Here is a 21,753-nt window from a genome sequence, read left to right as displayed (position 1 = left end):
CACACGGACCTCCCGCGGCCGGGCGGTGCGGAGGTCGTGGCGACGGGCGTCCGGATCGGGCGGTCCAGGGTCGGAGCCCGGGCCGCGCCGTCGGGGTGCCCCGAGGCGGACACTGCATGGTCGGAGGGTCAGGCCGGCCCCGGGACGTCCCACTCCCACCCGGCGTCCTCGACCAACCGGCGCAGGCGGGCGCGACGCCCGGCGGCCCGATCGACGGCCCCCTGCCACGCGTGCGCGTCGACGAGGGGCACGCCCGCCGCGGCCAGCCGGTCGGTGCACGGTGGTGGCGGCGGTCCCCCGTCGTCCGGGACCACGGGGTGGTCGCTGCCCGCCGTGGACAGGTACCGGTCGATCACCCGGCGCACCGGGGCGACCGCCGCCACGGGTGGGCGCACCGGCGCGGCGACCGCGGACTCGAGCAGGAGCAGCGCGTCGTCGAGCCGGGCGATCGCGAGCGGAGCGGCGGCCTCGGGGCGGCGGCTCCGGAAGAAGTGCAGCACCGGGTAGGCCAGGTGCTGCTCGGCGAGCGACGCCAGCTGCGCGGGCAGCTGGAGGAGCTGCTGGGTCAGCACGGGGCTGAACCGGTCGCCGTCCCAGCACCCGAGCACCATCTCCTCGGCGGTCCCGCCCTGCGCGTGCAGCTGGGTGGCCAGGGCGCGGCGGGAGACCACCGCCGACATCACCGAGAACAGGTAGGTGATGGCCAGGGTCATCAGCGCCAGCCCGCTGAATGCGGCGACGGCGGCGGCCACGCGCCAGGTCGGCGTGGTCGCGACGAAGTCACCGACGCCTAGCGTCGAGATCGCGGTGCCGGCGAAGTAGATGGTGTCCAGCACCGACGCCGGCCGGCGGGGATCGGCGTCCCCCACCGCCTCGGCGCCGAGGAACACCAGCGACCAGCCGGCCCAGAACAGCGTGACCCAGAGGACCACGGTGGTGACCATGAGCAGCGGCCCGGCTGCCGTGAGCTGCCTCGCCCGGCGCCCGTCGCTGCGCCGGTGCCGGCGCAGCAGCCGCCGCCACCCGCCGGTGAGCACCCGCCGGGTCAGCGGGCCGGCGCCCTCACCGATGGTGAGGGTCGTGGAGACCACGTCCCACGTCACCAGGGCGATGACCAGCAGACCCGTGCCGACCGCGAGGACGGACGCGCCGGCGTTCACCGGCGACCGGCCGTCACGCCGAGGACCGGCCGGCTCCAGCCGGCCGGGTCGGGAACGGGCAGAGGGCGCTCCGTCCGCGGTGGCCGGACGGACGGGGCCAGGGGAATCGGGAGCACGCTTCCTTCCTCACCGGCAGCACGGACGACCGGTTGTCCCGGTCCGGGTAACCAGCGGCGGGCCGGCCGACCCGGACGTCACGGAGTTGTCACCTTCGCGGCGCGGCAGCCGTGCTCCCCGCGAGCAGCACGGCCGGCTCCGTCACCCGGACGGGGCGGGGCGACTAGTTGCCCACCGCGCTGGGCAGACTGACCGGCATGTCCCGGTCGGTGCTGATCATCGAGGACGACCCCCGGATCCGGCGCATGCTGCAGATGACGCTGCAGCGCGAGGGCCTCGAGGTCACCGAGGCCGGGAGCGGCGAGGACGGGCTCGCACGGCTGGGCGAGCGGTCGTTCGACGTCATCCTGCTGGACCTGATGCTGCCCGGGAAGGACGGCTTCGAGGTGTGCCGCGAGATCCGGCGCTCCTCCAACACGCCCGTCATCATGGTCACGGCCCGGTCGGACAGCCACGACGTGGTCGCCGGCCTGGAGGCCGGTGCCGACGACTACGTCTCCAAGCCGTTCGTCGTCAAGGAGCTCTCCGCGCGCATCCGGGCCCTGGCCCGTCGTACCCGCGCCCCGGAACCGCGGGCACGGCTGACCGTCGGCGACGTGGAGATCTCGCCGGCGGAGGGCACGGTGGCACGGAACGGGCAGCTGCTGAATCTCACCCGCACGGAGTTCCGGCTCCTCTGCGAGCTCGCCGCCGAGCCCGGTCGGGTGCTCAGCCGCGAGGAGCTGCTCGAGCGCGTCTGGGGGTACGACTACTTCGGCGACTCCCGGCTGGTCGACGTCCACATCCGCCGGCTCCGGAAGAAGATCGAGCCCGACCCGGGGAACCCGACGCTGGTGACGACCGTCCGGGGCATGGGCTACCGGGTTCCCGGGTGACCGCCCTCGCCCCTCCTGAGCCCCCCGGGCGCACCCCGTGGGGCCCGCGCACCCTCCGGGCCCGGGCGACGGCGGCCTTCACCGCGGTGACCCTCGTGCTCTCCTCGGTCGTGGCGGTCGCGGTCTGGGTGGCGGTCTCGCAGTTCCTGCTCCTGCAGCGCGAACGGGTCACGCTCGTGCAGACCGCCGACAACGCGGCCCAGGTCCAGCGCTCCCTGGCCACCGAGGGGCTGAGCGTCGCCCAGGTGCTGGCCCAGCTCCCGCGGGAGACGGGGTCGACGTCCCTGCTGGTCGACGCCGGCGCCTGGACCACCACGTCGTTGCTGGTGGGCCGCGACGACCTGCCGGAGGAGCTGCGCGCAGCGGCCGAGGCGGGTACGCCGGTCCGGCAGCGGATCGAGGTGCACGGCGAGACGGTGATGGCCGTCGCGGTGCCGCTCGCCGAGCTCGGATCCGCCTACATCGAGGTCTTCCCGCTGGTCGAGCTGGACAAGACCTACCGGGTGCTGGCCACGGTGCTGGCCGTGTCGGTGCTCGGCTCGGTGCCGCTCGCCCTGGTGGTCGGCTGGTGGGTCACCGGGCCGGCGCTGCGTCCGCTGGACCGCATCTCCGCCGCCGCGGCGGCCGTCGCCGCCGGGGCGCTCGACACCCGCATCGATCCGCGGGGCGACCCGTCGCTGGCGCCCATCGCCACCTCGTTCAACCAGACCGCCGAGGCGCTCGAGCAGCGGGTGCGCAGTGACGCCCGGTTCGCCGCCGACGTCAGCCACGAGCTCCGGAGCCCGCTGACCACGATGCTGGGGGCGCTGCACCTCGTCGAGGACACCGCCGACCCCGCGGACGAGGAGCAGGCCGAGGCCCTGGGCCTCCTGCGCTCGGAGGTGGAGCGGTTCGAGCGCCTGGTCGCCGACCTGCTGGAGATCTCGCGCGCCGACGCCGGGAGCGCCGACATCGCCGTCGAGCCCGTGCAGCTGTCCGCCCTGGTGCGGGAGGTGGTCGGACGCCACCGGCTGCACGGCACGGCCACGGCGCTGCTGACCGTCGACCCCGACGCCGAGGAGGCGCTGGTGCACGCGGACAAACGCCGGCTGGAGCGCGTGCTGGGGAATCTCCTGGACAACGCCGACAAGCACGCCGGGGGCGTCACCGGAGTCGCGGTGACCCGCGCCGGCGACGTCCTCCGGGTGGCCGTCGACGACGCCGGTCCCGGCGTTCCCGAGGCCGAGCGCGACCGCATCTTCGAGCGGTTCGCCCGAGGGGTGGGCAGCGTCCGCACCCGCACGGAGGGAGCGGGCCTCGGCCTCGCCCTCGTCGCCCGGCACACACGGATGATGGGCGGCGCGGTGCACGTGGAGGGTCGTCCCGGCGGTGGGGCCCGGTTCGTCGTGGAGCTGCCCGTGGGAGCCGCCTCGTGAGAGCGCTCGCCGTCCTGCTCAGCGTGCTCGCGGCGCTGCTCACCGGTTGCGGCGTCGGACCGCAGCCGCGGCCCGAACGCGTCGCCGTGCCCGCCGCGACGGCCGGCAGCCCGGCGCTGCCGACCGACGACGCCGGACCCGAGGTCGTCGTCTACTTCCTGCGCGGGGCCGAGCTGGCCCCGGTCCCGCGCGCTGCCCAGGCCGCCGACCCCGGGAGCGTCCTGGCCCTGCTGGCCGCCGGCCCCACCCGGGTGGAGGTCATCGGCGGGCTCCGCACCGCGCTGGCGCCGCAGTCCATCGCGGTGGACGAGGGCCTGCCCGGCGGCATGACGTCGGTGAGCGTGACCGAGGAGTTCGCGAGGATCACCGGCGGCAACCAGTTGCTCGCCGTCGCCCAGGTGGTCTGGACGCTGACCGAGCTGCCGGGCACCGCCCAGGTGCGCTTCCTGCTGGACGGCCTGCCGGTCGAGGTGCCCACCGACGACGGGCTGTCCCACGGGCCGGTCGGCCGCGACCAGTACCGCTCGGTCGCCCCGTCCGGCAGCCCCGATCCCTCCACCCCTGCGACCCCCGGCGAGGACTGACCCCGTGAGCGACCTCCACCCCGTCCAGCGCCAGTGGCGGTGGATGCGCCGCGCCCTGTGGCCGATCCCGCTGCTGGCGGTCGTGCTCGCCGTCGGGCTCGGTATCGCGATGCCGTTCCTCGACGGTTTCCTCGGCACGGGCGGCCCGGCGTCACCCCTGGGCTTCGTGTTCGGCGGTGGCCCGGCGGCCGCCCGGGACCTGCTGGCCGCGATCGCCGGCTCGCTCATCTCGGTGACCGGTGTGATCTTCTCGCTCACCGTCGTGGCGCTGCAGCTGGGCAGCAGCCAGTACTCGCCGCGGCTGCTGCAAACCTTCGCCACCGACCGCGTCGTCCAGTTCACCCTCGCCCAGCTCACCGGCACCTTCGTCTACGCGCTCACCGTGCTGCGCACCGTCCGGACGGCGGAGGCCGCGACCGGTGAGAACTCGTTCGTCCCCCGGGTGTCGATCACGCTGGCGTTCCTGTTCGCCTTGGGCAGCGTCGTGGCCCTGGTCGTCTTCCTCGGGCACCTGGCGCGCACGCTGCGGGTCGAGACCATGCTGCGCGACGTGCACGACGAGGCGACCCGGGCGATCCGGGGCGTGGACGACGACCGGCTCGAGCACGACACCGGCATCCCCGAGGGCCCGGGCTCGGTGATCGAGGCGACCGGAAGCGGCTTCGTCGTCGACCTGGACGTCGATCAGCTCGTACGGGCGGCCCGGGACGCCGACGCCGTCATCGGCCTCTCCCCCCGCATGGGCGACGCCGTCGTCGCCGGCACACCGCTGGCCGAGGTGTGGTCACCGGCCGGAGATCCGGTGGGCGACCTGGACCCCCTGCGCGACGCGGTCAACCGCGGCGTGCGGCTGTCCTACGAGCGCACCCCCGACCAGGACGCGGCCTACAGCCTCCGCAAGATCGTCGACATCGCGGGCCGCGCCCTCTCCCCGGGCATCAACGACCCGACGACCGCCGTCCACGCCCTGTCCCACGTCTCCGCGCTGCTCGCCGACCTCCTCCCCTGCCGCAGCACCGTGCGGTCGTGGCGCGACGACGACGGCACGGTGCGGCTGCTCGTGCCGCGGTGGACCGCCCAGGAACTGCTCACCGTCGGCCTGGAGGAGCCCCTGCAGTACGCGTCGGGGCAGCCGGCCGTCCTGCGCCGGATCGCCGGCCTGCTGCAGGAGGTCGCGTGGCGGGTGCGCGGGGAGGACCTCGACGACGCCCTGCACGCACTGCTCGACCGGTGCGTGGACTCGGCGCTGGAGAGCACCGCGATCGACAGCCGCGAGACGAACGCCTGGCGGTCGGCCGTCGAGGACGCGCTGGAGGGGCGCTGGTCGCCGGCCCGGCGGCTCAGCCCCCGACCGGGGCCTCCGGGTGGGCCGACCGGGTGACCGCCGGGTCGAGCGGCGTCTCCCACGCCGGGGCCGCCCGCCCGGCGCTGCGGCGCACGACGCCGCGGTGTCCCCCGTCAGGCCTGGGCAGCGCGGGATATCTCGTCGGCCCCCGCGATCCCCCCGAGCGCGGAGCCGCTGCCGTACTTCTTCGCCGGGATGACGCTCATCGAGCCGTCGCTCTCCAGCACGACCGCCGCCACGTCGGACAGGTCGCCGGACCCCGAGGAGCGGACGGCCTGCCGGATCTCGTCGATGCCGACCCGCACCTCCCGCATCTGGTCCGGCAGCGGCTGCCCGTTGCGCAGCACCAGCGTCGGCCGGGAGGTGACCACGCCTCGGAGGACGGGCCAGCGCACCGTCAGCCAAGCGACCACGAGCTGCAGCAGGGCGAGCAGCCCGAGCGCGACCGCACCCTCGGTCCAGGCGACGTCGCTGCTGAGCAGGATGGTGGCCAGCGTGGAGCCCAGCGCCACGGTGACCACCAGGTCGAAGGCGTTGAGCTTGGTCAGCGTCCGTTTCCCGCTGAACCGCAGGACCACCACCACGGTGACGTACGCCGCTGATCCCACCAGCAGCACTCGGAGGACACCGGACCATTCGTCGAACCACATGGGGTCCCCCTACCCCGCCGACCCCTGCGACGACTCAGCGCTCTGCGCACCGGCGTCCCGCTGCCCGCCGGTGGCGCCGCGGTACAGCCGCCGGCCGAGCGTGGCGGTCAGCCCGTGGGCGAGCGTGCTGGCCGCGACCACCAGCGAACCGGCCGCCAGCACGACCGGGTCGATCGCGAGCCGCTCCGACTCCAGCGTCAGGTAGAACAGGGCGGAGATCCCGATGGGACCGAACCAGCCCAGGTAGGCGGCGTCCGGCGGCGCCAGGCCCAGCGGACGGCGCAGCAGGTAGATCACCGGTGGCCGGCGCAGCAGCAGGATCGACGCCGCGAAGAGCACCCCTGCCCAGCCCAGTTCCCGCCACTGCGCCCACGGCAGCAGCGCACCGAACGCCACGAAGAGCGGGAGGACGACGAACCGGTTCACCGCCTCGTCGATCCGGACGTCCGCCACCCGCTCCCGTCCCGTGCTCACCGCGTTGAAGGCGAGACCACAGACGAAGACGGCCAGGATCCCGTCGATGTGGATCAGGCCCCCGATGCCCAGGACGGCGAGGGCCAGCACCACCGTGAACACCAGTTCGGGGCCGGGGTCGGTGGCCCCGTGGTCGGCCCCCGCGCGCAGCGCCCGGCCGCCCAGCCAGCCGAGCAGGGCGCCGAGCAGGACGGCGCCGGCGACCTGCCAGAGCGACTCGAGCAGCGCCTCCCCCAACGAGAGGGGGCCGGCGAGCGCGACCGCCACCAGGACCAGCGGCAGGGCCAGGCCGTCGTTGGCACCGGACTCCAGGGAGAGCACCTGCCGGTCGCGCCCGGGCAGGTCCTCCTCCGCGGGCTTGCCGGTCACCACGTTGGAGGCCAGCACCGGGTCGGTCGGCGCCAGCGCGGCACCCAGCAGCGCGGCGACCCCGAGCCCGAGGCCCAGGGTGGCCGCGGCCAGCCCGGTGCTGACCAGGGCCATCACCGGCATCACCACGGCCAGCAGCAGCAGGACCGGCCGCCAGCGGGCCCGTGCCTCACGGGCCGGGTAGCGGAGCGCCACCGACATGACCGAGACGGCGAGCAGCATCCGGGTGGCGGTGTGCAGCCAGCCGTGGTCCTCGAGCAGGTCCGGCAGCGGCAGGAGGCCGAGCACGGCGGGGCCGAGGACGACGCCGATCGCGAGCGCCAGGAGCGGTTCGCTGATCGGCAGCCGGCGGATGCGGTCCGACCAGGCGGCGGCGACGAGCGCGAGTGCGCCTGCCGCCGCCAGCAGGACGTCGACGGTCACCGGGAACCTCCGGGAGAGGTGCGCGTCGTCCGCATGGTGGTCAGCCCAGGCTGGCGATGAGCTCCCGGCACGCCGTCTCGCAGCGGCGGCACGCCTCGGCGCAGACCCGGCAGTGCTCGTGCATCTCGGCGTGCTGGGCGCACTCGTCACCGCAGGCCTTGCACGCGGCAGCGCAGGCCTCGAGCACGGCCCGGGTCAGGTTGGCGTCGTAGCCGGTGTGCCGGGAGAGCACCCGGCCGGTGGTGTCGCAGATGTCGGCGCAGTCGGTGTTGCTGCGGATGCACTTCGTGAGCTCGGCGACGGAGTCCTCGCTCAGGCAGGCGTCGGCGCACGCGGTGCAGGCCTGGGCGCACTCGAAGCAGGCCTCGATGCACTCCAGGAGCTTCTGCTTGTCCACCCCGCCGAGGTCCTTGGGGTACGTGTCGAGCATCTGGGCGGCGACGGTCACGTCGGCCTCCTTCGCTGGGTCGTCGGCCCGGGCCGCGGTCGCGCCCCGAGGGCTCTCGCCGGGGGGAGCCCTACCCGCGCCCCGACGCCGGGCACACGTGCCGCCCGTGACGATCCCGTGACGGACCCGCTGGTGGGACCCGCGAACCCCCCGGCCGGCCGGTCAGCCGCGTTCGGCGGGCTCGCCCTCCGGCGCCGTCTCCGAGGTGTCGCGCAGGAAGAGGTACCAGTAGGACGTCGCCACGAAGATGACCGCACCGACCAGGTTGCCCGCCCCGGCCAGCAGCCAGTTCAGCGCCGTGTCGTCCCAGCCGACGTCGGGGACGCCGGCGAAGATCGCCGCGGGCAGGAAGAACATGTTCGCTACGACGTGGTCGAACCCCATCGCCACGAAGGCCATGATCGGGAAGAAGATCGCCAGGATCTTGCCCGACACCGACGTCGCCGCCAGCGACATCCACACCGCGAGGCAGACCAGCCAGTTGCAGCCCACCGCGCGCAGGAAGGTCTGCCACGGCGACTCCCCCAGCGCCTTCCCCTCGGCGATGGAGGCGAGGCGTTCGTAGGTCAGCCCGGCGGTCCCGACGGCGTCGGCGTCCCCGATCACGCCGGTCTCGACGGCGAGGAAGAAGGCGACGAACAACGCGCCCAGCAGGTTGCCGAACAGGACGAGCGTGAGGTTGCGGACCACGTCGGTCACGGCGAGCTTGCCGTGCATGGCACCCATCGGGACCAGCAGCATGTTCCCGGTGGCCAGGTCGGAGCCGGCGATCAGCACCAGGACCAGGCCGAGGGTGAAGGTGGCCCCGGTGAAGAGGGTCGGCAGCGTGCCCCACGTCGCCGGGTCCAGGCCGGCGGAGACGGTGATGGCCACCAGGCCGCCGAAGGCGATGTAGGCGCCGGCGAGGAAGGCGCTCACCAGCACGCGGTCCCAGGTGCGGCCCACCTTCTTGGCGCCCATCGCGGTGGCGACCTGGGCCATCTCCTTCGGTTCACGTGCCGCCATCGTCACCCTCCGGTCGGTGGTCGCTGCTGAGGGCAGCCTCCCGCCCGGCAGGAGCCGCGGCAACCCGGGTCACCGGGCCGCGGCAGGTCGGAGCAGCCGCTGCCGACCCGGATCGTTCAGCGCAGCCGTACGGGCCCGGCGTCGATCGGGGTGCGGAACAGGACGTAGGGCCTGCGTCGCTGGTCCTCACCACCGCGGTACGTGGACTGCCGGTGGAGCTGGTTGGCCGTCACGTAGAGGTGGCCGTCGGCGGCCACGCTCAGGGTGTCGGGCCACAGCAGCCGCGGGTCGTGCACCACGGTCTCCCACGACCCGTCGGGCAGCCGGCGGTGGATCGCGTCGTGCTCCCCGTCGGTGACGTAGAGCCGCCCCGCGTCGTCGGTCTCCAGGCCGTCGCTCACGCAGCCCTTGTCCCCCTCGTCCCGCACCGTGGCGGCCACCGCGTCGTCGTCCCGGCCACGGTCGACCAGGGCGTCCACCGCGACGCTGTACCAGCTGCGGCCGGCGAGCGGGCAGTAGTACAGCCGGCTGCCGTCGGCGGCGAGGGCGATGCCGTCGGCGCCCATCGTGACCGGTGAGACCTCGCCGTCGGGCGAGCGCTCGGCGAACTCGACGCCCTCGACCACCATCCGGAGCTGCGGCGGGGTGCCGGCCTTCGTCGTCGGGTGCTCGTGCAGCCGCCGCCAGCTCTCCCCGGACGCCAGGTCGACGACGACGATGCCGTTCGGGCCCTGGTCCGAGGAGTCGGTGATGAACGCGTACCCCGCCTCGCCCCGGTGCAGGTCGAACCGCACGTCGTTGAGGTACGTCGTCGGCAGCGCCACGTCGGTCGGGAAGAGGATCACCCGCTCGACGGTGTCGCTGGTCAGGTCGACGCAGACCAGTTTCGGCCCCCCGTGCTCGGTGGGCCGGAACATCGGGCTGCCGGTGTCCAGGAGCCACAGCCGGTCGGCCGGGTCGACGACGACGCTCTGCACCGAGACCAGGCGCTCGGGGTCGGCGTCGGAGCGGTTGTCGTTGAGCTCCTGCGACGGGTAGGCGACCGCCTGCCCGTCCCGGAGCTCGCCCACGGTGAACCCGACGTCGTCACCCCACTTCGGGTAGCAGACGAAGATCCGCCCGCCGTGCGAGACGGTGACGCCGGTGGGCATGGCGTCGTGGAAGAGGTGCACGACCTCCAGCTCGCCGACCGGCTCGTCGACCGCCAGCCGCAGCGCCGCCGTCGTCACGCCGTCCCGCCGCTGGTGGGTACCGCCCCCACCGCCGGCCGGGCCGCCCCGAAGGCGCGGACGAAGTGCCGCGCGGCCTCCTGCTGGGCCTGCTCGGCCTTGTCCAGCACCGCCGCGGCGCCGAAGAACTCGTGCATGACGCCCTGGTAGTGGCGGTGCGTGGTCGGCACGCCGGCGGCCTCCAGGTTCTGCGCGAACTGCTGTCCCTGGCTGCGCAGCACGTCCCGCTCGGCGGTGATCACCAGCGTCGGCGGCATCAGCGCGAGCTCGTCGCGGCCCCACCCCAGCAGGTCGACCCGCGGGTCCTTCGCCCCGTCGGGCTTCCCCTCGAACGCGTGCATCGCCATCCAGGAGAGCAGCGGCCGGTCCAGCGGCCGCGCGTCGGCGGCGTCCTCCATCGACTCACCGACCTGCTCGCCGGTGGTCAGCGGGTAGACGCAGACCGCCGCCGACGGCACCGGCTCGCCCGCCCGGGCGAGCTGGAGGACCGTGGCAGCGGCCATCGTGCCGCCGACCGACTCCCCGCCGATGCCGATCCGGGTCGCATCGCCGCCGAGTTCGGCGGCGTGCTGCACCACCCACCGGTAGGCAGCCAGGACGTCGTCGTGCGACGCGGGGAAGACCGCCTCGGGCGCCCGCCGGTAGTCGGGGCTGACCACCATCGCACGGGCCTTGTTGGCGAGACCTCGGCAGGAGGCGTCGTAGGTGTCGATGTCGAACAGCACCCAGCCGCCGCCGTGGATCCACATGATCACGGGCAGGCGGTCGCTGCCGGCGTCGACGGGCTTGTAGACCCGCATGCGCTGCTGCCCACCGGCGGCGTCCGGGATCACGATGTCCTCCACCGACCCGACCGGCTCCGGGCCCTCGAGGCCGTTGTCGGCCATGACCTTCGCGACCGCGTCGTCGGGGCCGGGCTGGGAACGGGCCTGGTCGGGTTCGAGGATCTCGAACGGCAGCGGGCCGAGGGAGGAGTGCGCGTCGACGATCGCCTGGGCCTGCGGGTCGAGCAGGCCCGAGGCATCGGTGGCCATCTCCTTCTGCTTCCCCGAGAGCAGGTCCCGGACGTGGTCCAGCGGCTTGGCGAGCATGCCGGCGATGCGCTCGGCGATGCCCTCGTCGGGGGCATGCGGGTGCGGTCGGGTGGGCGCCATCCGCTTGGCGGCCAGGAACTCCTCGCCCAGCTGCGCCATGCGCTCCGGGCCGGCCTTGCGGCGGAACTCCGGAAGTTCCTCGTCCTCCTCGTCGTGCACGTGGTGGCGGACGACGCCCATCAGCTTCGCCAGCGCCTGCTCGAACTCGTCCTCGCCGGGCTCGGTGCGGCCGAGGACGACGAGCAGCTCCTTGATCTCCTGGTGCTCGTGCTCGGCGTCGTCGTGCTCGTCGGTCATGCCCAGCTCGGGCCAGATCGGGTAGAGCACGGTCTCCTCGGCGAAGGCGTGCAGCGCCAGCTCGAAGGAGATCTGGTCGACCAGCACCCGGCGGTTGCCACGGCCGGCCTCCAGGTGCTGGAACTGCCGCTCGACCACCGCGTGGTCGTCGGCGATGAGGTGGTCGATGTCGCCGGGCAGGGTCGGGTAGTCCAGGGCCACGGGGGCCTCCCACGTCTCTCCGTCATGTGCAACCGGTCGTCCGGCTCCTACCCGTGGCCGGCTGCGGGCACGCGTGCCGACGGGTCTTCCTGACCGCCGGCGCCGGTCCCGCCCGTGGCGGTCCCGGCCCGGGGCGGCACCGGCACGGTCTGCAGATCGGCCGCGACGACGACGTCCCCGCCGAACACCGCCCCGGCCTCGTCGGCGAAGCGGCGCGGGTCGTCGTACCGCTGGGAGAAGTGGGTCAGCACGAGCGTCCGCACCCCGCAGTCGGCGGCCACGGTGGCGGCCTGGCGGGCGGTGAGGTGGCCGTACTCGCGGGCCAGCCGCGCGTCGGCGTCGAGGAAGGTGGACTCGATGACCAGGAGGTCGGCGCCCTCGGCCAGCCCCCACACGGCGTCGCACAGCCGGGTGTCCATCACGAACGCGAACCGCTGCCCCGGCCGCGGCGCGCTGACCTCCTCGAGGTGCACCACCCGGCCGTTCCGCGCCAGCGAGCCGAGCCGCTGCAGCCGGCCCACGTCGGGGCCGGCGATGCCGTGCCGGGCGAGCCGGTCGGGCAGCATCCGGCGCCCGTCGGGCTCCGCCAGGCGGTAGCCGTAGGTCTCGACCGGGTGGTCCAGCCGCCGGGCGACGAGCGTCCCGAAGCCGCCGGCCGCGACCGTCCCGTCGCCGGCCACGGGCAGCTCGGGGACATCGAGCACGTCGTGGAACACCGAGGCACGGCGCAGCCGGTCGAACCACGGCCGGCCGCCGGCCGGGAAGTGCACCGGGACCGGGTGCGCCACCCGGTCGAGGTTCATGCGCTGCAGCACGCCGGGGAGACCCAGGCAGTGGTCACCGTGGAAGTGCGAGACGCAGATGCGGGTGATCGCGCTGCTGGGCACCCCGGCCAGGAGCAGCTGCCGCTGCGTGCCCTCGCCGGGGTCGAACAGGAGACCCTCGCCGTCCCAGCGCAGCAGGTAGCCGTTGTGGTTGCGGTCGCGGGTCGGCGCCTGGCTCGAGGTGCCGAGGACGACGAGTTCGCGCGACGACACCGCGGCCGCCTCAGGACGGGTCGTCCGGCTCCTGCCCCATCGCCTCGTCGACGGAGGTCTCCCCGCCGGTGCGGCCGCCGCCGGGGCGGGCCGGGTCGTCGCCCACGCTGGCGTGCGAGCCCTCGTCGGTCGGCTCGGCCTGTCCCTGGGTGTCCGGGTCGGTCATCCCACGCTCCTTCCGTCGGTCCGGCGTCCGTGCTCCCATCGTGGCGGCGAACCGGCCCCGCCGCGATCCGGGACCGGCGGCGGCCCTCAGGACTGCCGCTGCAGCACGAAGTCGTAGCGCGACTCCAGCCACGGCACGTCGATCGAGCCGCCGTCGGGGGTGGCGCCCGGTTCCCGCTCCTCGAACGCCGTCACCAGCTCCTGCTTGGTCCCGAAGACGACGTCGCTGTCCAGGTACGGCGCACCCTCCTGGAACAGGTGGGTGATGAGCGGCTCGAAGCCCGGCACGTTGATCAGGAAGTGGATGTGCGCCGGCCGGAAGTGGCTGATGTCGGTCCGGGCGACCAGGTCGCCGACCGGGCCGTCCATCGGGATCGTGTAGCCCAGCGGCGCGATGGTGCGCACGCAGTACTCGCCGTTCTCCCCGGTCGTGTACTTCGCACGCAGCCGGGCCTCGTCGATGTCGGGCAGCTGCGACTCGTAGGCGCCCTCGGTGTCGGCCTGCCACACGTCCAGGACCGCGCCGGCCACCGGCGCGCCGTCGAGGTCGGTCACCCGGCCGTGCAGGAACAGCGGCGTCCCGGGCAGGCCCTCGGACATGTCCTCGGCGTACCCGAGCTCGGGCGAGCCCTCGATGTGGAAGGGCCCCAGGACCGTGGCCGGGGTCGCGCGCGGATCGAGGCGGTGGTTCATCTGCACGACCAGCATCGACAGCCCGACGACGTCGGAGGCGAGGATGAACTCCTCGCGCTTCTCGGTGCTGATCTTGCCGGTGGCGGTCAGCCACTGGACGGCGGCCATCCACTCGTCCTCGGTGAGCCGCACCTCGCGGGCGAAGTCGTGCAGGTGCCGCACGAGCGCGGTCATGACCTCCGCCAGCCGCGGATCGCGGGCGGTGGCCCAGCGCTCGACCGCGAGGTCGGTGATGTTCTCCTCGGTGACCAGCTGCACGGTGTCCTCCTGCCGTCCGCGCGGCCGGGGCACCGGCCGCGCAACCTCGACCCCCGCGGCTCCCGCGGGGGCATGCTCGTTCAGGGCGTCAGCACCAACCGGACGCCGGGGTCGCCGGTCGCCTGCCGCTGCCACGCGGCGGCGACGTCCGCGAGCGGCACCTGCTCGTGGGCGACGGACAGCCGGCCGGCCGCCGCCTCCCGGGCGATGGCGCCGACCGCCTCGGCGCGCTGCGCCGCGGTCAGCGCGTTGTTCGTGTAGCCGAGCACCGACGCCGACTTCCCCCGCAGCACCGCCGAGGAGAACTCCGCGCTGTCCCCGGAGGCGCCGCCCAGGTTGACCAGCCGGCCGCCCGCGGAGAGCGCCCGGGAGGCCGCGGTGGCCGCCGGACCGAAGACGGGGTCGACGACGAGGTCCAGCCGCCCAGCGGCCGCGTCGGCGAACCGGGCGGCGAGCGTGTCGACGTCGGCATCGAGGGCCACCACCGCGTCGGCGCCGGCGGCGAGCGCCCGCTCGCGGGCCGCCGCGGACCGGGCCGCCGCCACCACCCGCCCGGCACCGAGCAGCCGGGCCGCGCCGACCGCCGCCTGCCCGACGGCCCCGCCGGCGCCGAGCACGAGCACGTGCTCGCCCGGGCGCAGGCCCCCGCGCCAGGTCAGCGACATCCAGGCGGCCACGGCGGAGAGCCCCAGCGCGGCCAGCGCGGCGTCCGGGACGTCGGCGTCCACCGGGACCAGGTCGCCGGCCGCCACGGCGCAGCGCTCCGCGAGGCTGCCGTCGCCGGGGGCCATGCCCGCGGCGGTGCTGAACCAGACCCGGGTGCCGGGGACGGCGCCGGGCCCGTCCTCGACCACGCCCATGCCCTGCACCCCGGGCACGTAGGGCACCGCGGGCCGCCCGAAGTAGGAGGTGCCCGACGCGCAGAGCAGGTCGAGCGGGACCAGGGGCGCCGCGGTCACGCGGACCACGGTGCTGTCGGCCCCGGGCACCGGATCGGGGTGCTCGCGCAGCTGCGGGGCCTCCCCCGGGGCGTGCAGGACGGCGGCGCGCACGGCCGGTCCCCTCAGGCCTGCGGCCCGGCGCCGCGCAGCGGCGCGGGGACGAACGGGTCGGGGTCGACCGGCCGGTTGTTGAGGTCGACCGAGAGGAAGACGTCGTTGGCCACCGGGTGCCGGAGCTCCTCGGCGAGCTGCCCGATCAGCCCGGCAGTGCGGGCCAGGAGCGCGAATCCGCGCAGCAGCTCCATCGGCAGCCCCAGGTCGGCCAGGGCCGCGCCGCAGACGCCGGCGCCGTTGAGCGGGAGCCGCTTGCCGAGCACCTGCTCGTGGGTGCGGCCGATGGCGGCGAACAGGGAGAGGTGCGGGCCGACGAGCCCTTCCTCGGCCGCGATCTCGAACAGCCGCGGGGTGCGCGGATCGCCCTGCTTGTGCACGTGGTGCCCCAGCCCGGGGACGAACCGGCCGGCCGCGCGCTGCGCGGTCACGGTCTCCAGGGCGAGCGCGTCCCAGCCGGCGTCGTCGGTGGGCAGGTCGCCGTCCACGGCGGTGAGGACGCCGTGCAGGAAGCGGCCGCAGTCCTCGGTGACGCCGAGGAACCGGGACCCGCCGCCGAGCAGCCCGGCGGCCAGGGCGCCCTGGATCGAGTCCGGTGCCGAGAGGTAGGTGAGCCGGGTGACGATCGCGGTGGGCGTGAACCCGTGATCGGCCAGCGCGGCGAGCACGGACTCGAACACGCGGGTCTCCCCCGGTCTGGGACGCCGCTGGGTGGCCAGCCAGAAGGCCAGCTCCCCGAAGCCCACGGTGCCCATGACGTCACGGGCCAGGTCGGTGCCCAGGAGGGTGATCGACTCGAGGCTGGAGGCGCCGAGCGCGGTCGGGTACGTGGGGCGCTCGTCGGTCACCGGGACTCCTCGGGCGCGGCCAGCCAGCGCCGGATCTCCGTGCCGTGCTCGTCCAGGCCCGGCGGGGGCAGCCGGTAGGCCGGCGGCGTCGCGGAGAAGGTGATCGGGTTGCGCACCGAGGGCACGGCGGCCGCACCCTCGCCCACCCGGACGACGGGGTCGAGGCCGACCTCCTGGGCGAACGCCACCCCCTGGTCGATCGTGTTGATGGGTCCGCAGGGCACGCCCGCGCCGATGATGTCGCGGAACCACTCCTGCTTGCTCCGGGTGCGCAGCCGCTCGACCAGCAGCGGGCGCAGCTCGTCGCGGTTGGCGGTGCGGTCCTCGTTGCGGCTGAACCGGGGGTCGTCGGCGAGCTCCGGCACGCCGAGGACCTCCACCAGCCGGCGGAACTGGCCGTTGTTGCCGGCCGTGATGATCAGGTCGCCGTCGGCGCACGGCAGGGGCTCGTACGGGAACAGGCTCGGGTGGCTGTTCCCCATCCGGAAGGGCACCACGTTCCCGGCCACGTAGGCGCTCGTCTGGTTGACCAGGCCCGACAGCGCCGAGGAGAGCAGGTTGACCTCGATGTGCTGTCCCTCGCCGGTGGCGTGCCGGTGGTTGAGCGCCGACAGGACGCCGATCGTGGCGTGCAGGCCGGCCATGACGTCGAAGAGCGCGACCCCGGCCCGGTACGGCGAGCCGTCCGGGTCGCCGGTGAGGCTCATGAAGCCCGAGATCGCCTGGACGATGAGGTCGTAGCCCGGCAGCGACGCTCCCTCCGGGGCGCTGCCGAAGCCGCTGATCGAGGCATAGAGCACGCCCGGGTTGGTCGCGGAGACCGTGTCGTAGTCCAGCCCGAAGCGCGCCAGGCCACCGGGCTTGAAGTTCTCCACCAGCACGTCGGCCCGGCGCGCGAGCTCCCGCGCGGCCTCGGCGTCCGCGGGGTCCTTGAGGTCGAGGGCGACCGAGCGCTTGTTGCGGTTCGCGCCCATGTAGTACGTCGACACGCCGTCCCGGACCGGCGGCTGCCAGGTGCGGGTGTCGTCGCCGTGCGGGCCCTCCACCTTGACCACCTCCGCGCCCAGGTCGGCCAGCAGCATGGTGGAGTACGGGCCGGCCAGGATGCGGGAGAAGTCCGCCACCAGCAGCCCGGCCAGGGGCCCCGCAGCCGGCGCCCCGGGGACCTCCGCGACCGCAGTGTCAGCGCTCATCCGGGATGCACTCTCCTCGTCGCAGGCCTTGCCGGACACTCGTCCGCGTTTCGACGCTCGCAGTCTCCGACGGCTCGCTGCGGGCTGTCAACCGGAGTCCAGCCGCTGCACGCCGAACTGCGCAGCCCGGTTGACACCATCCGACGAGCAGGAGATGGTGACCCACGTCGCACAGGCTGTCCGTCTAGCGGACGCTGGTCCGGCGACGCGACGACGACGTCCAGGAGGAGACGATGACCCACTCCGAGCCCGCTCCGGCGGCCGGCCGGCCGGTGGTCCTGCGCGGCGGGACCGTCCTGACGATGGACGAGACCTGCACCGTCCTGCCCGAGGCGGACGTGCTGGTCGTGGACGACCGCATCGCCGCGGTCGGGCCGGCGCTCGACGTACCCGAGGGGACGCAGGAGATCGACGCCCGGGGCGGCATCGTGATGCCGGGCATGATCGACACCCACCGGCACATGTGGCAGACCGCGATGCGCGGCTACGGCGCCGACTGGACGCTGACCCAGTACTTCGTCTGGTACTACCTCGAGCACGGGAAGAAGTTCCGCCCCCAGGACGTCGCGGCGGGCAACCGGCTCTCGGCGCTGGAGGCGCTCGAGGCCGGCGTCACCACGACCGTGGACTGGTCGCACGGCCTGCAGTCGGTCGACCACGCCGAGGCCGCCGTCGACGCGCTGCGCTCGGTGCCGGGCCGGTTCGTCCTGGCCTACGGCAACATCCAGGCCGCGCCGTGGGAGTGGACCGCCGACCCCGCCGTCCGGTCGTTCCTCACCCGGCAGCGCGACGCCGCCGACGACATGCTCGGCCTGCAGCTGGCCTTCGACGTGACCGGCGACCCCGCCTTCCCGGAGAAGGCCGCGTTCGAGGTGGCCCGGGAGCTCGGCCTTCCGGTGACGACGCACGCCGGCGTCTGGGGCGCCACCAACGACGACGGCATCCGGCTGATGCACGAGCACGGCTTCATGACGCCGGAGACGGTGTACGTGCACGCAGCCACCCTGACGCCGGACTCCTACCACCGCATCGCGGCCACCGGCGGTTCCATCTCGGTGTCCACGGAGTCGGAGCAGAGCGCCGGACAGGGCTACCCGCCCACCTGGCAGGTGCGCTCGCACGGCATCCCGGTGTCGCTGTCGATGGACACCAGCGTCTGGTGGAGCGGTGACCTGTTCTCGGCCATGCGCACCACGCTCGGCGCCGACCGCTCCCGCGAGCACTTCGAGGCCCACCTGAAGGGCGACACCGTCACCCACCTCCAGCTGCGCGCCCAGGACGTCGTCCAGTGGGCCACCCGGGGCGGCGCGCTGGCGCTGGGCCGCGACGACCTGGGCACCCTGGCGCCCGGGAAGAGGGCCGACGTCGTCCTGATCAAGAACGACGACTCCCCGGTCTCCTTCCCCCTGCTCAACCCGTTCGGCCACGTCGCCTTCCAGGCCCAGCGCGGTGACGTGCACACGGTGCTGGTCGACGGCCGGGTCGTGAAGCACGCCCACCGGCTGGTCGACGTCGACCTGGCCGCGGCGCGCAGGGAGATCGACGCGACCGTGGAGCACCTGCGCGGCGCAATGGGCGAGGAGGCGTGGGCCGGCGGCATGTACCCCGACCTGCCCGACACGCAGATGCTGGACAACCCGTACCAGTACACCGAGTACAAGTCCCACGGGACGCACACCGCCCGGGAGCAGGCCTTCGAGGAGCACCTGGCCACCGAGCGTCCGGCCGGGGCGGTCACCGAGCACTGAGGAAGCGTGCCCGCGGGCACACCATCGCGCGCCGAGGTCGCGCGATCTCGCACACTGCTCCCATCCGGGAGCGAGGGGATCGCGCGATCTCGGTACGGCGGACGACGGAGGGAACCGGGATGGCAGGGCGAGGCAGCGGGCCCGACTTCGTCGAGGCGCTCGCACGGGGTCTGGACGTGCTCGCCTGCTTCGACCGCGAGCACCCGACGATGACGCTGTCGGAGGTGGCCGCCGCCGCCGGGCTGGCCCGCCCCACCGCCCGGCGGCTGCTGCTGACGCTCGAGGAGCTGGGCTTCGTCCGATCGTCGGCCGGCGGGTTCGCCCTCACCCCCAAGGTGCTGACCCTGGGGATGGCCTACGTCGGCGCCCTCGGCCTGTGGGACATCGCCCGCCCGCACCTGGAGGCGCTGGTCGCCCGCACCGGCGAGTCCTCGTCGATGGCCCAGCTCGACGGCTCCGACATCGTCTACGTCGCGCGGGTCGCGGTGCCCAAGCTGATCGCGCTGCGGGTCGACATCGGCACGCGCTTCCCGGCCACCCAGACGTCGCAGGGGAAGGTGCTGCTCGCCGCCCTGCCGCCCGACCAGCTGGCCGACACCCTCGCCCAGCCCAGCCGGGCCGGGCTGCCGCCGATGATCGGCCGCTCGCCCGAGCAGCTGCGAGCGGAGCTCACCGAGGTGCGCGCCCGCGGCTGGGCGCTCGCCGACGAGGAGCTCGCCCCGGGGGTCCGCTCGGTGGCCGTGCCCGTCCGCGACGGCGACGGCGTCGTCCGTGCGGCCATGAACGTGACCGTGCACGCCGCCGAGACCTCCACCGAGCGGCTGGTCGGCGAGCACCTGCCGCAGTTGCTCCGCACCGCCGGGGACATCAGCGCCGAGTGGGCGCTGTGGCAGTCCCGCCCGCACGTGCAGCTGCCCCCGGGTCGGGCGGCCGGCGCCGGCTGAACGCCCGTGAAGATCAGCGGGTCCGATGTGCCAGGGTCTGTCCCGTGACCGCCGTCCTCTCCATCCAATCGCACGTCACCTACGGCCACGTCGGGAACAGCTCCGCCGTCTTCCCGCTGCAGCGCCTGGGCATCGAGGTCTGGCCGGTGCACACCGTCCAGTTCTCCAACCACACCGGCTACGGCCAGTGGACGGGCCGGGTCTACGACGGCCAGTCGATCGAGGAGCTGGTCCAGGGGGTCGCCGACCGCGGCGTGCTCGGCAGCTGCGACGCGGTGCTGTCGGGCTACCTCGGCTCCGCCGACATCGGGCACGCCGTCGTCGGCACGGTGGCGCGGGTGCGCGCGGCCAACCCGGCCGCCGTGTACTGCTGCGATCCGGTGATCGGCGACGTCGGTCGCGGAGTTTTCGTGCGCCCGGGCATCGAGGAGTTCATGCGCGAGGTCGCCGTCCCGGCCGCGGACCTGGTGACGCCGAACCACTACGAGCTGGACCTGCTCTCGGGCACCCCGACCCGCTCGCTGACCTCGGTCAAGGACGCGGTCGCGGCGGTGCACGCGCTCGGGCCGCGGGTCGTGCTCACCACGTCGCTCGTCGCCGAGGACACCCCCGAGGACGCCGTCGACCTGCTCGCCTCCGAGGGCGGCCGGCACTTCCGCGTGCGCACCCCGCGGCTGGGGGTGTCGGTGAACGGCGCCGGCGACGCGATCGCCGCCCTCTTCCTGGCCCACTGGCTCGACACCCGCTCGGCGGGTGAGGCGCTGGGGCGGGCGGCGGCGTCGGTGTTCGGTCTGCTCCAGCGCACCGAGGACGCCGGTTCGCGGGAGATCCTGCTGGTCGCCGCGCAGGACGAGTTCGTGACGCCGTCGCGCAGCTTCGCCGTCGAAGAGGTCTGACCGGCGCCCCCGGACGAACCCGGGGGCGCCGCGGGTCAGGTCTTGCTCTTCCCCTGGGCGCTGGAGTGCTCGTGCCGGTCGTCCTTGTGGGTGTGGTGCTCGATCTGCTTGCTGGCCCCGGTGGTGACACCGGCCGCGCTGGGCGCCACACCCTGCTTCTTGGCCTCGCGGACGGCGGCGCGCTGGGCGTCCTGGTCGTTGTTCTTAGCCATGGGTCGATGGCTACCCAGGCAGCGATCCCGGACACATGGAGCAGGGATCAGTGGCCGGCGAGCGTGGCCGCGATCCGGGTGATCGTGCCCTCCTCCACGGGCAGGTGCACCAGCACCGACGGCACCTCCTCGGCCTCCAGCCCGGTGTCGCCGAGCGCGGCCAGCAGGAGGTCGGCCTCCTCCGGCGGTACGGGCACCGTGCAGCCGGAAGCCTCGAGCGCCGCCCGGGCGAGGAACAGCGCACCGGCCAGGCTCTCGTCGGGTACCGGCACGGGCTCGGGGACGGCGGCCGACCGGGTGGCGGCCTCGGCCGCGCGGACCAGCGACAGCGGCAACCCCTCGGCCTCGACCTCGATCAGCGGGACGTCACGGAGCGCGGCGAGCACCAGGTGCTCGGCGTCGATGCGCAGCGGCGCGTCCCAGCCACCGGCCCGTACCACGTCGGCGACGTCGGCCGGGTCCTCCCCCAGGTCCTCGGCGAGCTCCGCCCACTCGGCCTGGCGGGTGGCGCGGGCCCGCTCCCCCGCCACCCGGCAGGTCTCCGCCACGAAGGGCAGCAGCACCTCGTCGTCGAACCGCTCGGCCACCAGCCGCCCGTCGGCGCCGATCATGTTGAGCGCGTCCTGGAAGCTGCCCGGCGCGGCGTCACCGAGGTCGACCCGGCCGTCCTCGTCATCCCCCAGCGGCTGCCCGGTGGCGGCCCGCTCGCCCACCGTCAGGCCGCTCGGGGCGACGCGGCCCGCGCGCCGCCGGTAGTGCGGGCGGTCGGAGAGGCCGACGGCCCAGGCGCAGATCTCGGCGATGAGCGCGGCGCCGCGCTCGCGCAGCACCTCCCGGGTCAGCAGACCCATCCAGTCGACGTCGAACACGCCTCCACTGTGCCCCGGCACCTCCGTCGTCCGCCGTAGGACGAGGATCACCCGGTCGGGGGGGGGGGGCGGCCCGCCCGCCCCCCCCCCGCGGCACCCCCCCGCGGCCCCCCCCGGGGAGGGCCACTGCGGGTATCACAAAGGGGCACCCC

General features: G+C 74.5%; 22 protein-coding genes. 7 read left to right on the top strand and 15 right to left on the bottom strand.

The window, feature by feature from the left end; genetic code table 11:
- Nucleotides 1-128: 128 nt before the first annotated feature.
- Complete coding sequence (locus ACI8AG_RS00110; protein ID WP_456595411.1) at nucleotides 129-1,160, bottom strand: potassium channel family protein; 1,032 nt, start codon at nucleotides 1,158-1,160, stop codon at nucleotides 129-131.
- A 314-nt stretch (nucleotides 1,161-1,474) separates the two neighbouring features.
- Here ACI8AG_RS00110 and ACI8AG_RS00105 point away from each other — a divergent pair, with 314 nt between their 5' ends.
- The 4 genes from ACI8AG_RS00105 to ACI8AG_RS00090 are packed head-to-tail and all read left to right on the top strand — an operon-like array spanning nucleotide 1,475 to nucleotide 5,532.
- Complete coding sequence (locus tag ACI8AG_RS00105; RefSeq protein ID WP_456595410.1) at nucleotides 1,475-2,152, top strand: response regulator; 678 nt, start codon at nucleotides 1,475-1,477, stop codon at nucleotides 2,150-2,152.
- Nucleotides 2,149-3,567: an ATP-binding protein gene (locus ACI8AG_RS00100; RefSeq protein WP_456595409.1), complete on the top strand. Its 1,419-nt coding sequence runs from the start codon at nucleotides 2,149-2,151 to the stop codon at nucleotides 3,565-3,567. Before ACI8AG_RS00105 ends, ACI8AG_RS00100 begins: the two co-directional genes overlap by 4 nt.
- On the top strand, nucleotides 3,564-4,151 hold the full coding sequence (locus ACI8AG_RS00095; protein WP_456595408.1) for a GerMN domain-containing protein: 588 nt from the start codon (nucleotides 3,564-3,566) through the stop codon (nucleotides 4,149-4,151). Before ACI8AG_RS00100 ends, ACI8AG_RS00095 begins: the two co-directional genes overlap by 4 nt.
- A 4-nt stretch (nucleotides 4,152-4,155) precedes the next feature.
- Nucleotides 4,156-5,532, top strand: a complete 1,377-nt coding sequence (locus ACI8AG_RS00090; protein WP_456595407.1) for a DUF2254 domain-containing protein — start codon at nucleotides 4,156-4,158, stop codon at nucleotides 5,530-5,532.
- A gap of 77 nt (nucleotides 5,533-5,609) precedes the next feature.
- Here the strand turns inward: ACI8AG_RS00090 and ACI8AG_RS00085 are convergent, their stop codons facing one another.
- The 12 genes from ACI8AG_RS00085 to ACI8AG_RS00030 all read right to left on the bottom strand — a co-directional run bounded on the left by ACI8AG_RS00085 (nucleotide 5,610) and on the right by ACI8AG_RS00030 (nucleotide 16,932).
- On the bottom strand, nucleotides 5,610-6,146 hold the full coding sequence (locus ACI8AG_RS00085; RefSeq protein WP_456595406.1) for a DUF421 domain-containing protein: 537 nt from the start codon (nucleotides 6,144-6,146) through the stop codon (nucleotides 5,610-5,612).
- Between the two features lie 9 nt (nucleotides 6,147-6,155).
- Complete coding sequence (locus ACI8AG_RS00080) at nucleotides 6,156-7,412, bottom strand: cation:proton antiporter domain-containing protein (protein ID WP_456595405.1); 1,257 nt, start codon at nucleotides 7,410-7,412, stop codon at nucleotides 6,156-6,158.
- Between the two features lie 40 nt (nucleotides 7,413-7,452).
- The gene (locus ACI8AG_RS00075) at nucleotides 7,453-7,860 is read right to left on the bottom strand and encodes a four-helix bundle copper-binding protein (protein WP_456595404.1); all 408 of its coding nucleotides are present in this window, start codon (nucleotides 7,858-7,860) and stop codon (nucleotides 7,453-7,455) included.
- A gap of 162 nt (nucleotides 7,861-8,022) precedes the next feature.
- Nucleotides 8,023-8,865, bottom strand: a complete 843-nt coding sequence (locus ACI8AG_RS00070) for a formate/nitrite transporter family protein (protein WP_456595403.1) — start codon at nucleotides 8,863-8,865, stop codon at nucleotides 8,023-8,025.
- A 116-nt stretch (nucleotides 8,866-8,981) separates the two neighbouring features.
- Nucleotides 8,982-10,094 carry an L-dopachrome tautomerase-related protein gene (locus ACI8AG_RS00065; protein ID WP_456589757.1) on the bottom strand — a complete coding sequence of 371 codons (1,113 nt, stop codon included), beginning with the start codon at nucleotides 10,092-10,094 and terminating at the stop codon, nucleotides 8,982-8,984.
- The gene (locus ACI8AG_RS00060; RefSeq protein ID WP_456595402.1) at nucleotides 10,091-11,686 is read right to left on the bottom strand and encodes an alpha/beta hydrolase fold domain-containing protein; all 1,596 of its coding nucleotides are present in this window, start codon (nucleotides 11,684-11,686) and stop codon (nucleotides 10,091-10,093) included. Before ACI8AG_RS00060 ends, ACI8AG_RS00065 begins: the two co-directional genes overlap by 4 nt.
- Nucleotides 11,687-11,733: 47 nt before the next feature.
- On the bottom strand, nucleotides 11,734-12,723 hold the full coding sequence (locus ACI8AG_RS00055) for a ribonuclease Z (RefSeq protein ID WP_456595401.1): 990 nt from the start codon (nucleotides 12,721-12,723) through the stop codon (nucleotides 11,734-11,736).
- 10 nt (nucleotides 12,724-12,733) lie between these two features.
- A complete protein-coding gene (locus ACI8AG_RS00050) occupies nucleotides 12,734-12,889 on the bottom strand; it encodes a hypothetical protein (protein WP_456595400.1) in 156 nt (51 codons plus the stop codon).
- Between the two features lie 86 nt (nucleotides 12,890-12,975).
- Nucleotides 12,976-13,839: a dioxygenase family protein gene (locus tag ACI8AG_RS00045; protein WP_456595399.1), complete on the bottom strand. Its 864-nt coding sequence runs from the start codon at nucleotides 13,837-13,839 to the stop codon at nucleotides 12,976-12,978.
- An 80-nt stretch (nucleotides 13,840-13,919) separates the two neighbouring features.
- On the bottom strand, nucleotides 13,920-14,891 hold the full coding sequence (locus ACI8AG_RS00040) for a zinc-binding dehydrogenase (RefSeq protein WP_456595398.1): 972 nt from the start codon (nucleotides 14,889-14,891) through the stop codon (nucleotides 13,920-13,922).
- 11 nt (nucleotides 14,892-14,902) lie between these two features.
- Nucleotides 14,903-15,739: a citryl-CoA lyase gene (locus ACI8AG_RS00035; RefSeq protein ID WP_456595397.1), complete on the bottom strand. Its 837-nt coding sequence runs from the start codon at nucleotides 15,737-15,739 to the stop codon at nucleotides 14,903-14,905.
- A complete protein-coding gene (locus tag ACI8AG_RS00030; protein WP_456595396.1) occupies nucleotides 15,736-16,932 on the bottom strand; it encodes a CaiB/BaiF CoA transferase family protein in 1,197 nt (398 codons plus the stop codon). Before ACI8AG_RS00030 ends, ACI8AG_RS00035 begins: the two co-directional genes overlap by 4 nt.
- Before the next feature lie 233 nt (nucleotides 16,933-17,165).
- Here ACI8AG_RS00030 and ACI8AG_RS00025 point away from each other — a divergent pair, with 233 nt between their 5' ends.
- From ACI8AG_RS00025 to pdxY, 3 genes are all read left to right on the top strand, one after another.
- Nucleotides 17,166-18,680 carry an amidohydrolase family protein gene (locus tag ACI8AG_RS00025; RefSeq protein WP_456595395.1) on the top strand — a complete coding sequence of 505 codons (1,515 nt, stop codon included), beginning with the start codon at nucleotides 17,166-17,168 and terminating at the stop codon, nucleotides 18,678-18,680.
- Nucleotides 18,681-18,799: 119 nt separating this feature from the next.
- On the top strand, nucleotides 18,800-19,624 hold the full coding sequence (locus tag ACI8AG_RS00020) for an IclR family transcriptional regulator domain-containing protein (protein WP_456595394.1): 825 nt from the start codon (nucleotides 18,800-18,802) through the stop codon (nucleotides 19,622-19,624).
- A 44-nt stretch (nucleotides 19,625-19,668) separates the two neighbouring features.
- Complete coding sequence (gene pdxY, locus ACI8AG_RS00015; RefSeq protein ID WP_456589767.1) at nucleotides 19,669-20,520, top strand: pyridoxal kinase PdxY; 852 nt, start codon at nucleotides 19,669-19,671, stop codon at nucleotides 20,518-20,520.
- A 35-nt stretch (nucleotides 20,521-20,555) separates the two neighbouring features.
- Here the strand turns inward: pdxY and ACI8AG_RS00010 are convergent, their stop codons facing one another.
- A complete protein-coding gene (locus ACI8AG_RS00010) occupies nucleotides 20,556-20,732 on the bottom strand; it encodes a hypothetical protein (protein WP_456589768.1) in 177 nt (58 codons plus the stop codon).
- Between the two features lie 47 nt (nucleotides 20,733-20,779).
- Nucleotides 20,780-21,601, bottom strand: a complete 822-nt coding sequence (locus ACI8AG_RS00005; RefSeq protein ID WP_456595393.1) for a hypothetical protein — start codon at nucleotides 21,599-21,601, stop codon at nucleotides 20,780-20,782.
- Nucleotides 21,602-21,753 lie beyond the last annotated feature (152 nt).

Source organism: Blastococcus sp. SYSU DS0552 (assembly GCF_054050815.1).
Note: the sequence above shows the minus strand (reverse complement) of the source record. Positions and strands in the feature narration are given on the sequence as shown.

What these genes read in the sequence shown, in the direction of transcription:
- ACI8AG_RS00105 (WP_456595410.1), top strand. Translation starts at nt 1,475, where the DNA reads ATGTCCCGGTCGGTGCTGATCATCGAGGACGACCCCCGGATCCGGCGC.
- ACI8AG_RS00085 (WP_456595406.1), bottom strand. Translation starts at nt 6,146, where the DNA reads ATGTGGTTCGACGAATGGTCCGGTGTCCTCCGAGTGCTGCTGGTGGGA.
- ACI8AG_RS00070 (WP_456595403.1), bottom strand. Translation starts at nt 8,865, where the DNA reads ATGGCGGCACGTGAACCGAAGGAGATGGCCCAGGTCGCCACCGCGATG.
- ACI8AG_RS00050 (WP_456595400.1), bottom strand. Translation starts at nt 12,889, where the DNA reads ATGACCGACCCGGACACCCAGGGACAGGCCGAGCCGACCGACGAGGGC.
- ACI8AG_RS00030 (WP_456595396.1), bottom strand. Translation starts at nt 16,932, where the DNA reads ATGAGCGCTGACACTGCGGTCGCGGAGGTCCCCGGGGCGCCGGCTGCG.
- ACI8AG_RS00025 (WP_456595395.1), top strand. Translation starts at nt 17,166, where the DNA reads ATGACCCACTCCGAGCCCGCTCCGGCGGCCGGCCGGCCGGTGGTCCTG.
- ACI8AG_RS00020 (WP_456595394.1), top strand. Translation starts at nt 18,800, where the DNA reads ATGGCAGGGCGAGGCAGCGGGCCCGACTTCGTCGAGGCGCTCGCACGG.
- ACI8AG_RS00010 (WP_456589768.1), bottom strand. Translation starts at nt 20,732, where the DNA reads ATGGCTAAGAACAACGACCAGGACGCCCAGCGCGCCGCCGTCCGCGAG.